This window comes from Pseudomonas sp. G3-19 (assembly GCF_054855875.1).
This window is the reverse complement of the sequence record NZ_JBMPIQ010000003.1, coordinates 1979047-1992004: the sequence shown is the minus strand read 5'-3', so window position 1 is coordinate 1992004 and position 12958 is coordinate 1979047. Positions and strand designations below refer to the sequence as shown.

The window sequence follows — 12958 nt, the reverse complement described above, 5'->3', positions numbered from 1 at the left end:
GAATAGAGAAATGAAAGCACACACTTACCAACTGCTCGAAGTCGCCAACGGCAAGCCGATCAAACTCTGGACCGAAGGCGTCCCGGTGGAAAACGAGGCCCGCGAGCAGCTGATGAACACGGCAAAGATGCCATTCATCTTCAAGCATCTGGCGGTGATGCCGGATGTGCATCTGGGCAAGGGCTCGACTATTGGCAGCGTGATTCCGACGGTGGGCGCGATCATCCCTGCGGCCGTCGGCGTGGACATCGGTTGCGGCATGATCGCCGCACGCACGTCGCTGACCGCAGCCGACTTGCCGGACAACCTGCAAGGTCTGCGCAGCGCCATCGAGCAAGCGGTGCCCCATGGCCGCAGTTCGAACCGTTCTCGGCGCGACAAGGGCGCATGGGACGAGATTCCGCAGCAAGCCGATCAGGCCTGGGCGGGGCTTCAGCCACGTTTCAAACTGATCACCGACAAGTACCCGAAACTGACCAACACCAACAACCGTGGGCATCTGGGCACGCTAGGCAGCGGCAACCACTTCATCGAAGTGTGCCTGGATGAAGCCAACCGGGTCTGGTTCATGTTGCACAGTGGTTCTCGCGGTGTCGGCAACGCCATTGGCAACCTGTTCATTCAGATGGCTCAGGCGGATATGCGGCAACACATCGCCAACTTGCCGGATCGTGACCTGGCGTACTTCGAAGAAGGCAGCCAGCACTTCGATGATTACGTGGAAGCGGTGAGCTGGGCGCAGGACTTCGCCAGACAGAACCGCGAATTGATGATGCGCGCGGTGATTCAGGCCACGCGCCAGATCATTCGCAAACCGTTCGAGGTGGCGCTGGAAGCGGTCAACTGCCACCACAACTACGTGCAGAAAGAGCGGCATTTCGGCGAAGAAATCCTGGTCACCCGCAAAGGCGCGGTGTCGGCGAAGAAAGGTGAACTCGGGATCATTCCGGGTTCGATGGGCGCCAAGAGTTTCATTGTGCGCGGCCTGGGCAACGAAGAGTCGTTCAGCTCCTGCAGCCACGGCGCCGGCCGCACCATGAGCCGAACGAAGGCAAAGAATACGTTCACCGTCGAAGACCAGATCCGCGCCACGGCGCATGTCGAGTGCCGCAAGGACGAAGCGGTGATCGACGAAATTCCGATGGCCTACAAGGACATCGACAAAGTCATGCACGCCCAGCGCGAGTTGGTGGAAGTGCTGCACACCCTGCGGCAAGTGGTGTGCGTCAAAGGATAAAAGGATCAGCAGTCATGGAATTTGCAGAACGCCACCCGCTGTGCGCCACGATGCGTGCGCGGGTACTGGAAGAGTTGGCGCGTATAGAGCGCGAGCGCAATGTCACGGTGTTGTACGCCTGTGAGTCCGGCAGTCGGGCCTGGGGCTTTGCCTCGACCGACAGCGACTACGACGTCCGGTTCGTGTACGTGGAAAAACCGCAGTGGTTCGTTCAGGTCGACACGCCGCGCGCTGTGATCGAGCGGCCATTGGACGACGAGCTGGACGTCAGCGGCTGGGAACTGCGCAAGACCCTCGGGTTGTTGCGCAAGTCCAACCCGACGTTGCTGGAGTGGCTCGACTCGCCATTGGTGTACCGCAGCGAAAGCGCGCAGGTTACGCAACTGCGGGAGCTGGCCGAAGCGTTCTACAGCCCGCCGGCAGCCCGCAACCACTATCTGTCGATGGCGAAAAACAACTTTCGCCAGTACCTGCAAGGCGACAGCGTACGGTTCAAGAAGTACTTCTACGTGCTGCGGCCGTTGCTGGCGGTGCGCTGGATCGATCAGGGGCGTGGGCGTCCACCGATGACCTTCGCCGAGCTGCTGACCACGGTCGACGACCGCGCACTGCTGGCTGAAGTCGACGAACTGCTGGCACTTAAACGCAATGCCGACGAGCGCGCCTACGGCCCGCGTCGTCCGGCGCTGCACAGGTTCATCACTGCCGAACTCGAGCGCGATGTGCCCACATTACTCAGAACTCAGGAAGACTCGCGACGACTGGATGACTACCTCAGGGACATCGTCGGGTTGTATGCGTAAGGATTGAAATGGAACCGCAAGTGATTGAACTGGACGGCGCGATTGGCGGCGGTCAGGTGTTGCGCAGCGCGCTGAGCCTGTCGATGGTGACGGGCCAGGCGTTTCGCATTAAACAGATTCGTGCCCGCCGCAGTCGGCCGGGATTGTTACGCCAGCATTTGACGGCAGTGATGGCGGCCGCCGAAGTCTGCGGCGCACGGATCGCGGGAGCGGAACTGGGCTCGCAGGAGTTGCGCTTCGAGCCGGGAGCGATTCGTTCGGGTGATTACCGGTTTGCGATCGGCACGGCCGGTAGTTGCACGTTGGTGTTGCAGACATTGCTGCCGGCGCTGTTGCAGGCGCCGGGCACAAGTCGCGTACGGATCAGCGGCGGTACGCATAATCCGTTGGCGCCGCCTGTCGATTTCCTTACGCGCAGCTGGTTGCCGTTGATGCGGCGCATGGGTGCCGGCATTGAGCTGGATCTGCTGCGTCACGGCTTTGTCCCGGCCGGTGGCGGTGAGATCGACGTCACGGTGCAGCCGTCGCAACTGACGCCGCTGGACCTGTGTGAGCGTGGGGCGCTGCTGTCGCAGCAAGCCTTGGCGCTGACGGCCGGTCTCGCACCGAGCGTCGCCGCGCGTGAACTGAATCAGGTGGCGAAACGCTTGCGCTGGGCAGCGGAAACTTTGCATCCGATCACGCTCGACCCGGCGCGTGGCCCCGGTAACGTGCTGTTACTGGAGTACGTGTTCGAGCAGGTCACCGAAGTCTTCAGTGCCTTTGGCCAGGTATTGTTACGGGCGGAGAAGGTCGCTGATACCGCAATCAATCAGGCGACAGACTGGTTACGCAGTGACGCTGCGATGGCGGAACACCTCGCCGACCAGTTGCTGCTGCCGATGGCGCTGGCCGGTGGCGGATCGTTCACTACCCCAAGAATGACCGAGCATCTGCACAGCAACATCGCGGTGATCGAGCGCTTCTTGCCGGTCACTATCGAATGCTCGGAAGCGGGCCCCGAGCGTCTGCGGGTTGAGGTCCGCGACGGTCGCTGACCACGTCGCAAGCCCGGATCAATCTCGCGAGTGCGGCAATTTGCTGGCCCCCAGGCTTGGGCTTCCCCGGCAAAATCGCCTTTTTTCAAAAGGTTAGGTTGGCTATATGCGGACGATTGTCATAACCGTTGCAACGCTTTCCCTGGCTGCTTTCGCTTCGACCATTGAAGCGAGGGAGTTGAGCAAGAGTCACCGGTTTGCCTGTACGTGGGGCTCGGACATCGCCGCCGGCGCACAACAGTCGAAGCTCTCGGGGATCTCGTTGTATGGCGCGCGCAAGCAGTTGCAGGTGCGCAAGTTCCAGCAACCGTGGATGCGCATGACGGCAATGGGGATTACCGAGCAGACCTACAACAGCACGTCGAAGCTCAAACCTGCAGCGGTCAAGCAGACCTATTACGAACAATGCGTGCGGCATGAGCTGGCCCAGCGATAAATCAAAAAGCCCAACCTGAAGAGGTTGGGCTTTTTCATGCCTGACGAAACGTCGGCGTTACTTGTCAGTCTCGCAATTGATCATCCACGACACCCCAAAGCGATCGACCAGCATGCCGAACCGGGCGGCCCAGAACGTGGTTTGCAGCGGCATGTCGACGCGAGCGTCCTTGGCCAGCGCGTTAAACACTCGCTCGGCTTCGGCAATACTGTCGACGTTGAGGGAGATCGAGCACCCGCTCATACCCTCGGTTGGCCGGTCAGGTGTGGTGTCCGAGGCCATGATCATCTGGTCGCCAACCTTCAGGCAGGTATGGTTGACGAGGTTGTGGTGCTCTTTCGGTACGTGTTCGGCGGCGGGTGTTTCGCCGTAGGTCATCATTGTTTCGAGTTTGCCTTGCAAGGCTTGTTCGTAAAAGGTGAAGGCCTCGCGGCAGTTGCCGTTGAAGATCAGGTAGGGATTGATTCGCATGATGGCGTTCCTGGCAGTAGGCGCGGAGAGAGGCGATGTTCGCCAGGTTCCGCGAAAGGCGGTTAAACCATAGCAAAGCGTTGGACGTCGCAACGGCCGGAGTTTTTCCAGATGTTTTTCTTCTGAAAACGCCGCGCTTCAGCACGGATAAAACCTGCGGAGTACCATGACACCCTGTACGACCTATCGAGCTTGTTCTGCCATGCCTTTGATTTCCCGCTTCAACGCCTTGATCGATCAGGCCCGGCGCGCCCTTTTGCTGGTCTGGGCGACTTCACGCGGTTTATTTCTGGGCCTGGTGCTGGCGACCCTGATTGCCGGCGTTCTGCCGGCGTTGGCAGCGTGGCTGGGCCAGCGCATTGTCGACGCGGTGGTGACGGCGATGCAGTTGCAAGCGCAGCTGGGCGATGCACCGCTGTGGCCGGTGTTGCGTTATGTGCTGATGGAGGCGGGCGTGCTGGCGCTGTTGTCCGGTACGCAACGGGCGCTCTCGGTGCAGCAGTCGTTGTTGCGGGTGCAGTTGGGGCAGAAGGTCAACACGCTGATTCTGGAGAAGGCGCAGACCCTGTCGCTGGTGCAGTTCGAGAACTCCGAGTTCTACGACAAGCTTGTGCGCGTGCGCCGCGAAGCCTCGACCCGGCCGCTGGCGTTGGTGATGAAGTCGCTGGGGTTGATCCAGAACCTGATCATGCTGATCAGCTTCGGTGTGCTGCTGGTGCATTTTTCGCCGTGGGCGCTGGTGTTGCTGGTCATTGGCGCGTTGCCGGTGTTCTTCGCCGAGGCGCATTTCTCCGGCGACGCTTTCCGCCTGTTCACCCGCCGTGCCCCGGAGAGTCGGCAGCAAAATTACATCGAAACCTTGCTGTCCCATGAGGCCTATATCAAAGAGGTCAAGCTGTTCGGCTTTGCGCCGTTGCTGTTGCAGCGTTATCGGGACACTTTTGCCAAGCTCTACGCCGAGGATCGGCGTCTGACATTGCGTCGTGATGGCTGGGGTTTCGGTCTCGGCTTGCTCGGCACCGGGGCGTTCTATCTGGCTTATGCCTGGGTGGTGATCGATGCCGTGCACGGCAATATCAGTCTTGGTCAGATGACCATGTACCTGGTGTTGTTCAAGCAGGGGCAGAGTGCGGTCAGCAGCAGTCTGAGCGCGATCAGTGGCCTGTACGAAGACGGTCTGTATCTGTCCAACCTGTATGAATATCTGGCCGAACCGGTGCTCGCCGATTGCGGTCATCTCACCGTCGGCGCGCAACCGGGCGATGGCCTGCGCTTTGAAAACGTCGGTTTTCGGTATCCGGGGGCCCACCGTGCGGCGCTGGAAGGCATCGACCTGCACCTGGTCCCGGGCAAGAGTGTGGCGCTGGTGGGGGAGAACGGCTCAGGCAAAACCACGCTGATCAAATTGCTGACGCGCCTGTATCGGCCCGATCAGGGGCGGATTCTGCTTGATGGCAGCGATTTGCAGGATTGGGAAGAGAACACTTTGCGGCGGCGTATCGGCGTGATTTTTCAGGACTACATTCGCTACCAGTTCACCGTGGGCGAAAACATCGGCGTGGGGGATACCTCGGCGTTCAACGATGAATCGCGCTGGCAGGCCGCAGCGGCTGAAGGCATGGCCGCGCCGTTCATTGAAGGCCTCGACCGTGGCTATGCCACGCAGTTGGGCCGCTGGTTTGCTGGCGGTCAGGAGTTATCGGGCGGGCAATGGCAGAAGATTGCCTTGTCCCGGGCGTACATGCGCCGCGATGCCGACATCCTGATTCTCGACGAACCGACCTCGGCGCTGGATCCGGCAGCGGAAGCGGCAGTGTTCGAGCATTTCAGCCAACACACCGAAGGGCGCATGACCTTGTTGATTTCCCATCGCTTTTCCAGTGTGCGCAATGCCGATCAGATCATGGTGCTGGAGGGTGGACGGATACTGGAGCAGGGCGATCACAACAGCCTGATCGCTGCAAACGGGCACTACGCCAAGCTGTTCGATCTGCAGGCTCGCGGCTATCGCTAGGAATCCTGCGCGCTGCGCACCAATGCTGGGCCGGCCACGCGCGGCGCGGGTTTGGACTGCATCAGCGCATCGATCGCCTTGCGATAATTCTGCCCGCCCAGCGCCATGCTGTTGTTGTGGGTGGCACCCGGCACCAACAGCAGTCGTTTCGGTTGTCGGGCGGCGTTGAACAGCTGCTCGCTGAAGCGTGGCGGCACGAACGCGTCGGCCATGCCGTGCACCACCAGCAGCGGCATGTGAATCTCGGCGATCTTGTCGATGGAGTCGAATTTCTGCGACAGCAGCCAGCGTACCGGCAGCGAAGTGTTGGCCACCGCCGCCGCCACATCGGCGAGAGAGGTGAAAGTCGACTCGATCACCAGGCCTTTGACCGGCAGCGGGGTATGGTCCCGAGCCGCGTCCTGGCCGAGTTCGGCGGCCAGATCAATCGCCACCGCACCGCCCAGGGAGTGACCGTAGATCAGGCGCTTGCTCGGGTCGGGCTGCAGCAGTTTGAAGCGCTCCCACGCCACACGGGCATCTTCGTACACGCTGCTTTCCGAAGGCAGATCGCCCTTGCTCTGGCCGAAACCACGGTAGTCGATCGCCAGTACCGAGTAGCCGGCCGCGCGCAATTGCTCGATGCGGAACAGCTGTCCGGTGAGGTTCCAGCGCACGCCATGCAGATAGAGAATCGCCGGAGCGTTCGGTCGTTCTGCGGGCCACCACCAGGCATGAATATTCTGCCCGGCCTTGAAGCTCTTGGGCTGCAAGTCGAGTTCCTGCACGCTGCCCGGCAAGCCGTGATACCAGCCGGCCGTGCCCGGTTCGATGCGAAACAGCAGTTTGCGCTCGGTGTGTTCGAGCACCGCACAACTCGTCGGCACGCCAATGATCAGCGCAGCCATGCAGGCGAACGCCAGACGGCGACGACGCAAACGGGTCATGAAGGACAGGAACATTAAACGGTTCACCACAACGCAGACAAAGAAGGCTTTTTACCAGAAGGCTCGGTCTGCGCGTGACTTTTTCGACCACCGTCTACTCGCAACGATTACAAAATGCTGCAGCTCAGCCCACGCGCAGGACGATTTTGCCGATGTGGTCGCCACCTTCCATGCGCGCATGCGCCTGGGCGGCATCGTTCAGCGAATAAACCTTATCGATGATCGGCAGGCAGCGTCCGGCGTTAAGCGCCGGCCACACGTGTTCGCGCAGTTGCTCGGCAATTTCGGCTTTTTCCTCTGCGGTGCGCGCTCGCAGCAACGAGCCAGTGATCACCGCACGCTTGGCCATGATCGCCAGCAGGTCGATGTCGTTGGCCTTGCCGCCACCAAGAAAGCCCAGCATCACCAGCCGGCCATCCATCGCCAGCGCGCTGACATTTCCGTTGAGGTACGAGGCGCCCATGATGTCGAGAATCGCGTTCACCCCCTGGCCTGCAGTTTTTTCGGCGATGACCGTGGCGAAATCCTGCTCGCGATAATTGATCGGCTGCCCACCCAGTTTGCTGATTGCCGCGCATTTATCGGCACTGCCGGCGGTGGCGAAGGCTTCGATGCCGAACTCGCGGCACAGCATCAGCGCGGTGGTGCCGATGCCGCTGGTGCCGCCGTGAATCAGCACGCGCTGACCGCGCTGAGCGTCGCCGAGGCCGAACAGGTTGGCCCACACGGTAAAGAAGGTTTCCGGGATAGCGGCGGCCTGCACCCAATCCAGTCCATCGGGGATCGGCAGGGTTTGTCCGGCCGGGACGTTGCAGTATTCGGTGTAACCGCCACCGTTGGTCAGCGCGCAGACTTTGTCCCCGACGGCAAACTGACTGACACCGGCACCCAGCGCCACCACTTCGCCGGCCACTTCCAGACCGGGGATCGGGTTCATGCCCGGCTTCATCGGGTATTTGCCGGCGCGTTGCAGGGCGTCGGGGCGGTTGATCCCAGCGGCATGCACACGGATCAGTACTTCACCGGCTGCTGCGACCGGCAACGGCACGCGTTTGGCTTGCAGAACATCGGGGCCACCGGGTTGAGTGATTTCGATCCGGGTCATTTCGTTGGGCAAAGTCATGTCGATTCCTGTTGCTTGAGGTTCTGAAGATGGGAGCGCAGCCCGCGGGCAATGATTCCCTTCAATTTTCACAGACGCGTGGTTCAGTCACTGAGGGCAGCCATTTCAGGGCGTGCTCTAACAGGATCGCCACGGCAATCGCCCCTGCGGCGATCACGAAGAGCATTGCGTGCTGACCGCCCGTGGCATTGAACAGCGCCGAATAGGCAAATCCGGCCAGCGCCTGAAACGTGGCAAACGATACGGTGGCGCGGCTCCAGGCGATTTGCTGGCGATGGTGATCCGGCACCAGCTCATGCACGCGGGCCAAGGCCAGCGGGACGATGCCGGGCGGGAATGAACCGATGATCACTGCCAGCACGGCTAACGCGATGAAAGAGTGGGAAACCGCCAGCAGTCCCAGCGCAATCGCCTGCACCACCAATACCAGCCGGATGCCCATCCGCGCGCCAAGCCGGTCCGCGAGAAAGCCGTAACTTACCGGGCCGACAATTGCGCCCAGGCCATACATCACCCAAACCAGTGCACCAATCTGCGCCCCGGCACCGAGCCCGCGAGCCACGTAATCCACCAGAAACACCATGGCCGGCACCAGACCTGCGGCCATGAATGCGTATTGGCCGAACAGCAAATAGACGGCGGAGGGCGTTGGCTCAACCGTCGCGCCTGCGTGAATGGCGGTCGGGTGCGGTAGATCAGCAGGCCAGCCAAACCAGCTGATCGCGGTCAGCAACAACGACAATCCGCCCAGTCCCAACCAGGTGGCGGGCAGGCCCATATTCAACAAGGGCGGGACAAGGGTTCCGGAGGCGGCGATGCCCAGGCCGATACCGAGAAAAATCGCACCGCTGGCCAGCCCTTTGCGGGATGCCGGCACGTGGGGCAGAACAGTCGCCGCCACCAGCACCATAATTGCGCCGCCGGTAATCCCCGACAACAACCGCCAGCCAAAGAACCAGCTCACCGACAATGGAAATGCACAGGCAAAAAACGCTGCGGTGACCAGCAGCATCATCAGTCGCAGGGCGTTTTTATTGCCCAGTTGCCGCGCTATCAGCCGGCCGAGCAGGGCGCCGATCAGATAGCCGACCAGATTGGCTGCGCCGAGGTAGACCACGTCGTTGGCAGAAAACCACTGCGCCTGAATCAGCGAGGGAATAAGCGGTGTGTAGGCAAAACGCGCCAGACCAATGCCGACCAGGCTGGCGCAGAGTCCCGAGAAAATCGGTAACGCTGAGGTGGATGTACGCATGACAGCATTCCTGAGGAAGGTCTATGGCGCTCAGGATATCGGCTATCTTTGCTGCGGTAATGCAGCGATTTGGCTTTATAGTGATGCAAATTCGCATCGGTTGGGGGCAGCATGAACTGGGATGATGCGCGGGTATTTCTCGCAGTATGCAGAGAGTCGACCTTACGCGGCGCAGCGCGGGTTTTGGGGGTGGATCAGGCGACTGTCGGGCGACGGATCACGGCGCTGGAAAAGTCCCTGAGCGCGACCTTGTTCCTGCGCACCTCCGACGGCTACGCGTTGACCGCAGTCGGCGAAGCCGCGCTCAAAAGCGTGGAGAAAATGGAGCAGTCGGCGCTGGAACTTGAGCGGCAGATTCAGGGCCTGGATGATCGTCTGACCGGCACCGTACGCGTCAGCACCACCGACTCGCTGGCCATCGACTTCCTGATCCCGGCCATTAGCCGCCTGCACGCGCAGCACCCGGACGTGCGTGTGCAACTCGACGCCTCCACGCAGATCCTCAGCCTGGCCAAGCGCGAGGCCGACATCGCTGTGCGCAATACCCGGCCTGACAATCCCGATCTGATCGCGCGGCGGATTGCGCGCTGGCCCGTGGGATTGTTCGCATCACAGGCGTATATCGACGCCCATGGCATCCCGCCGCAGGGTACCGCGTTCGAAGGCCATGATCTGGTGGTCTACCAACCGTATTTGCAGACGCACAGGGACATGACGCTGGTTTGCGAACCGCTGCATCGCGGGCGGATTGTCGCCAGCCTGAGTTCAAGTCTGTTGGTACGCCGCTCGATTGCGGCTGGCCTGGGCGTAGGAGAAATTCCGCTGTACATGGGCGAGCGCGATGGCCTGATCAGGCTTTGGCCGGAGCGCAATCGCCCACAACCGTATGAGGTCTGGCTGGTGACCCACGCGGACTTGCGCCACACCGCACGGGTCAGGGCGGTGATTGAGCAGATTGTCGAGGCGTTTGCACTGGAGAATGAGTGACGGCTCAAAGCGTTTTGGACAAGCTACAGCGTCTGATGAAACGCCCTACATCCGCAGCAGAATCTGCCGGCTTGTGGGCTTGGAGCGCCAGTCCTAAGGTTGATGCAACTCGCAGCGCCAGGAAATCGGTGCGCCAGAGAAGGTATCGCTAACCCAGGGAAGGGGATCGGATTGAAAGCCAGGGAATTCGAGCAATATCAAAGCTTCGACACATTGAGCAAAGGTCGTAACACACAAGCCATGAACGCTATCAGCCGTGAAGAATTCAACGCCAGGATCGAGACCATCGAGGCAAGGATGGATGCTCGGGTAGAGCGAGTGCATGCAGATATCCGAGAGTTCCTTTGCTCCCAGGCAGAGCGAGACAAGGCGAATGAGCGCATTCAGGTCGAACGGGATAAACGCTACGACTCGATGATTCAAGGCATTGCCATCGAGTCCAGAGAGGCGCTCAAAAAAGCGGGTACCGTCAATGCCAACGTCTGGATGGCAACGGCTGTGCATCTGTTTGGTGTGGTCAGCATCGTCGTGGGTGGCTATTTCGCCAGTCAGGCCAACCTGTATGCAGCGATACAAACAACCTTGGCGGCGGTTCAGGCGGGCAAAGATGTCGGTGCTGCCAAGCCTGCCGAGTTGCCATCATCGGTGTTGCCAAAATAAAAAAACGGCCTTCAATCGAAGGCCGTTTTTGTTGGCTTTGAAAACCCATGCCTCATGGCATTTGCGGCAGCTCTTGCGGACGCAGGTCAAACACCAGGACTTCGGCATCCACGCCATTGCTCAGGGTCAACGCCTGTTCCTCACGAACCCGCACGCCATCACCTTCCTGCAGCAACTGGCCATTGAGTTCAACACTGCCGCGAGCCACATGTACGTAGGCGTAACGGTTGGCCGACAGTTTCAGGGTGGCGCTTTCCTTGCCGTCGAACAACCCGGCGTAAACCCGAGCATCCTGGCGTACTGTCAGCGAACCATCGCTGCCGTCCGGCGAGATGATCAGTTGCAGGCGACCACGTTTTTTTTGCGCACTGAAGTGCTCCTGTTGATAGCGCGGTTTGGCGCCGCTGATCTCCGGCACAATCCAGATTTGCAAAAAGTGCACGGGCTTGGTGGCCGAATGGTTGAACTCGCTGTGCGCCACGCCGCTGCCGGCGCTCATCAGTTGTACGTCGCCAGGGCGGATCACCGAGCCGGTGCCCAACGTGTCTTTATGTTCCAGCGCACCTTCGAGCACGTAGGAAAAGATCTCCATGTCGCGATGCGGGTGCTGGCCGAAACCTTTGCCGGCGGCAACGCGGTCATCGTTGATCACCAGCAGGTCGGAAAAACCCTGTTCACGCGGGTCGCGGTAGCTGGCAAAGGAAAAGGTGTGGAACGACTTCAACCAGCCATGATTGGCGAGGCCACGATCGGAGGCTTTGCGAAGAGTCAGCATGATGAAATCTCCTGGGGGGACGTGAATTCGTCCGAGTGAGGAGAAGGTTACTGTTTACTCTTCGGGGTAATAAGTAGATGGAAATTGAAATACTGTCCCTTTCTGGTTGACAGTTGTGTGCGCTTGATCACGTATTTTTTTCCGACGATTGTGTCGCAGTTGGCCATAATGCTCAGCCAGTCTTGTCCGTCCATTTTTCATTATCAGTGATGTGTACCCCATGAAAACCGTGGCCATGGTGTTGTTCCCCGACTTTCTGCTGCTCGACATGGCCGGGCCGCTGGAAGTGTTTTCGGTGGCCAATCGCTATTTGAAACCGGAGTCGCACTATCAGCTGACGACCCTTGGCACCGAGCGCGGGCCGTTGCGTGCGTCCAACGGTGTGCTGGTACACACCGACCGGCATATCGAACAAGCCCTTGAGCGCTACGACTTGCTGCTGGTGCCAGGAGGGCCGGGGGCTTACAACGAAAAACACCCGGCGTTGCTGGCCTGGCTGAAAGCGGCGGTGCCCTGTGCCGAGCGATATGGTTCGATCTGCACCGGTGCCTTCGTGCTCGGCCATGCCGGGTTGCTCGACGGCTATCGGGTGACCACTCATTGGAACTACACCGAACGCCTGATCAAGGCATTTCCAAAGGCGAGCGTCGCCACCGACCAGATTTTCATTGAGGATCGCAATCTGATCACCTCTGGCGGGGTCACGGCCGGCATCGACCTGGCGCTGGCGCTGGTGGCGCAGGATCACGGCAAGAAGTTGGCCCAGGACGTCGCCAAAGTGCTGCTGGTGGTGATGAAACGTCAAGGCGGACAGGCGCAGTTCAGCCCCTTGATGGCGGCGGTGGCGCCTCAGGAAACACCGATCACCCGAGTACAGAATTACGTCCTGGACCATCTCGACGAAGTGTTCAGTGTCGAGCGCATGGCAGGATTGGCCAACATGAGTGCACGGCACTTCGCGCGGACGTTTGTCCGCGACATCAATATGACGCCGATGGAGTTCCTGCAAAGTGCGCGTATCGACTGCGCACGAAATCTTTTGGAAACCACTGACCTGCCTTTGAAAACCGTGGCCTACAAGAGTGGTTTTGGCAGTGTTCGGCACATGCGTCTGTTGTTCGCGGAAAAACTTGGCCTTACCCCTGTGCAATACCGCGAACAGTTCAGCTAGAGCGGTTCTGTCCGTTGTGCGCACCCGGATGTCCGTGCTGCGCCCTGTGTGAAGGTTGTGCCGTCA

The 12958-nt window shown here is 60.2% G+C and carries 13 protein-coding genes; 8 read left to right on the top strand and 5 right to left on the bottom strand.

The genetic code is table 11. The features are described from left to right. Positions 1–10 precede the first annotated feature (10 nt). The 4 genes from ACOYXI_RS09070 (at position 11) to ACOYXI_RS09055 (ending at position 3513) form a co-directional block, all read left to right on the top strand. Complete coding sequence (locus ACOYXI_RS09070; RefSeq protein WP_027611573.1) at positions 11–1237, top strand: RtcB family protein; 1227 nt, start codon at positions 11–13, stop codon at positions 1235–1237. A gap of 14 nt (positions 1238–1251) precedes the next feature. After that, on the top strand, positions 1252–2040 hold the full coding sequence (locus ACOYXI_RS09065) for a nucleotidyltransferase domain-containing protein (RefSeq protein ID WP_210558985.1): 789 nt from the start codon (positions 1252–1254) through the stop codon (positions 2038–2040). 8 nt (positions 2041–2048) lie between these two features. After that, a complete protein-coding gene (gene rtcA, locus ACOYXI_RS09060; protein ID WP_461674760.1) occupies positions 2049–3077 on the top strand; it encodes an RNA 3'-terminal phosphate cyclase in 1029 nt (342 codons plus the stop codon). A gap of 106 nt (positions 3078–3183) precedes the next feature. Next, on the top strand, positions 3184–3513 hold the full coding sequence (locus ACOYXI_RS09055; RefSeq protein ID WP_134786803.1) for a hypothetical protein: 330 nt from the start codon (positions 3184–3186) through the stop codon (positions 3511–3513). A 57-nt stretch (positions 3514–3570) separates the two neighbouring features. Here the strand turns inward: ACOYXI_RS09055 and ACOYXI_RS09050 are convergent, their stop codons facing one another. Beyond that, complete coding sequence (locus ACOYXI_RS09050) at positions 3571–3984, bottom strand: VOC family protein (RefSeq protein WP_139055538.1); 414 nt, start codon at positions 3982–3984, stop codon at positions 3571–3573. A gap of 202 nt (positions 3985–4186) precedes the next feature. Between ACOYXI_RS09050 and ACOYXI_RS09045 the strand changes: the two genes are divergently transcribed. Next, complete coding sequence (locus tag ACOYXI_RS09045; protein WP_461674759.1) at positions 4187–5998, top strand: ABC transporter ATP-binding protein; 1812 nt, start codon at positions 4187–4189, stop codon at positions 5996–5998. Here ACOYXI_RS09045 and ACOYXI_RS09040 read toward each other — a convergent pair. The 3 genes from ACOYXI_RS09040 to ACOYXI_RS09030 form a co-directional block, all read right to left on the bottom strand. Then, the gene (locus tag ACOYXI_RS09040) at positions 5995–6939 is read right to left on the bottom strand and encodes an alpha/beta hydrolase (protein ID WP_098964607.1); all 945 of its coding nucleotides are present in this window, start codon (positions 6937–6939) and stop codon (positions 5995–5997) included. The genes ACOYXI_RS09045 and ACOYXI_RS09040 overlap by 4 nt on opposite strands. Positions 6940–7048: 109 nt before the next feature. Next, on the bottom strand, positions 7049–8047 hold the full coding sequence (locus ACOYXI_RS09035) for an NAD(P)H-quinone oxidoreductase (RefSeq protein WP_461674758.1): 999 nt from the start codon (positions 8045–8047) through the stop codon (positions 7049–7051). A gap of 61 nt (positions 8048–8108) precedes the next feature. After that, complete coding sequence (locus tag ACOYXI_RS09030; protein WP_461674757.1) at positions 8109–9299, bottom strand: YbfB/YjiJ family MFS transporter; 1191 nt, start codon at positions 9297–9299, stop codon at positions 8109–8111. Positions 9300–9410: 111 nt separating this feature from the next. On the opposite strand from ACOYXI_RS09030, the gene ACOYXI_RS09025 reads away from it, so the two are divergent. Together ACOYXI_RS09025 and ACOYXI_RS09020 are read left to right on the top strand one after the other, a co-directional pair. Then, entirely contained in the window at positions 9411–10286 is an 876-nt protein-coding gene (locus ACOYXI_RS09025; RefSeq protein WP_461674756.1) for a LysR family transcriptional regulator, read from the top strand. A 171-nt stretch (positions 10287–10457) separates the two neighbouring features. Then, positions 10458–10946, top strand: a complete 489-nt coding sequence (locus tag ACOYXI_RS09020) for a hypothetical protein (protein WP_227698838.1) — start codon at positions 10458–10460, stop codon at positions 10944–10946. Between the two features lie 52 nt (positions 10947–10998). Here ACOYXI_RS09020 and ACOYXI_RS09015 read toward each other — a convergent pair whose 3' ends face one another. Continuing rightward, positions 10999–11721, bottom strand: coding sequence for a pirin family protein (locus tag ACOYXI_RS09015; RefSeq protein ID WP_095136690.1), 723 nt, complete (start codon positions 11719–11721; stop codon positions 10999–11001). Positions 11722–11941: 220 nt separating this feature from the next. Here ACOYXI_RS09015 and ACOYXI_RS09010 point away from each other — a divergent pair, with 220 nt between their 5' ends. Then, positions 11942–12892 (top strand): GlxA family transcriptional regulator, encoded by a 951-nt coding sequence (locus tag ACOYXI_RS09010; protein WP_134786797.1) that lies wholly within the window; start codon positions 11942–11944, stop codon positions 12890–12892. Positions 12893–12958: the final 66 nt, after the last annotated feature.

What these genes read in the sequence shown, in the direction of transcription:
- ACOYXI_RS09070 (WP_027611573.1), top strand. Translation starts at nt 11, where the DNA reads ATGAAAGCACACACTTACCAACTGCTCGAAGTCGCCAACGGCAAGCCG.
- ACOYXI_RS09065 (WP_210558985.1), top strand. Translation starts at nt 1,252, where the DNA reads ATGGAATTTGCAGAACGCCACCCGCTGTGCGCCACGATGCGTGCGCGG.
- rtcA (WP_461674760.1), top strand. Translation starts at nt 2,049, where the DNA reads ATGGAACCGCAAGTGATTGAACTGGACGGCGCGATTGGCGGCGGTCAG.
- ACOYXI_RS09055 (WP_134786803.1), top strand. Translation starts at nt 3,184, where the DNA reads ATGCGGACGATTGTCATAACCGTTGCAACGCTTTCCCTGGCTGCTTTC.
- ACOYXI_RS09050 (WP_139055538.1), bottom strand. Translation starts at nt 3,984, where the DNA reads ATGCGAATCAATCCCTACCTGATCTTCAACGGCAACTGCCGCGAGGCC.
- ACOYXI_RS09045 (WP_461674759.1), top strand. Translation starts at nt 4,187, where the DNA reads ATGCCTTTGATTTCCCGCTTCAACGCCTTGATCGATCAGGCCCGGCGC.
- ACOYXI_RS09040 (WP_098964607.1), bottom strand. Translation starts at nt 6,939, where the DNA reads ATGTTCCTGTCCTTCATGACCCGTTTGCGTCGTCGCCGTCTGGCGTTC.
- ACOYXI_RS09035 (WP_461674758.1), bottom strand. Translation starts at nt 8,047, where the DNA reads ATGACTTTGCCCAACGAAATGACCCGGATCGAAATCACTCAACCCGGT.
- ACOYXI_RS09030 (WP_461674757.1), bottom strand. Translation starts at nt 9,299, where the DNA reads ATGCGTACATCCACCTCAGCGTTACCGATTTTCTCGGGACTCTGCGCC.
- ACOYXI_RS09025 (WP_461674756.1), top strand. Translation starts at nt 9,411, where the DNA reads ATGAACTGGGATGATGCGCGGGTATTTCTCGCAGTATGCAGAGAGTCG.
- ACOYXI_RS09015 (WP_095136690.1), bottom strand. Translation starts at nt 11,721, where the DNA reads ATGCTGACTCTTCGCAAAGCCTCCGATCGTGGCCTCGCCAATCATGGC.
- ACOYXI_RS09010 (WP_134786797.1), top strand. Translation starts at nt 11,942, where the DNA reads ATGAAAACCGTGGCCATGGTGTTGTTCCCCGACTTTCTGCTGCTCGAC.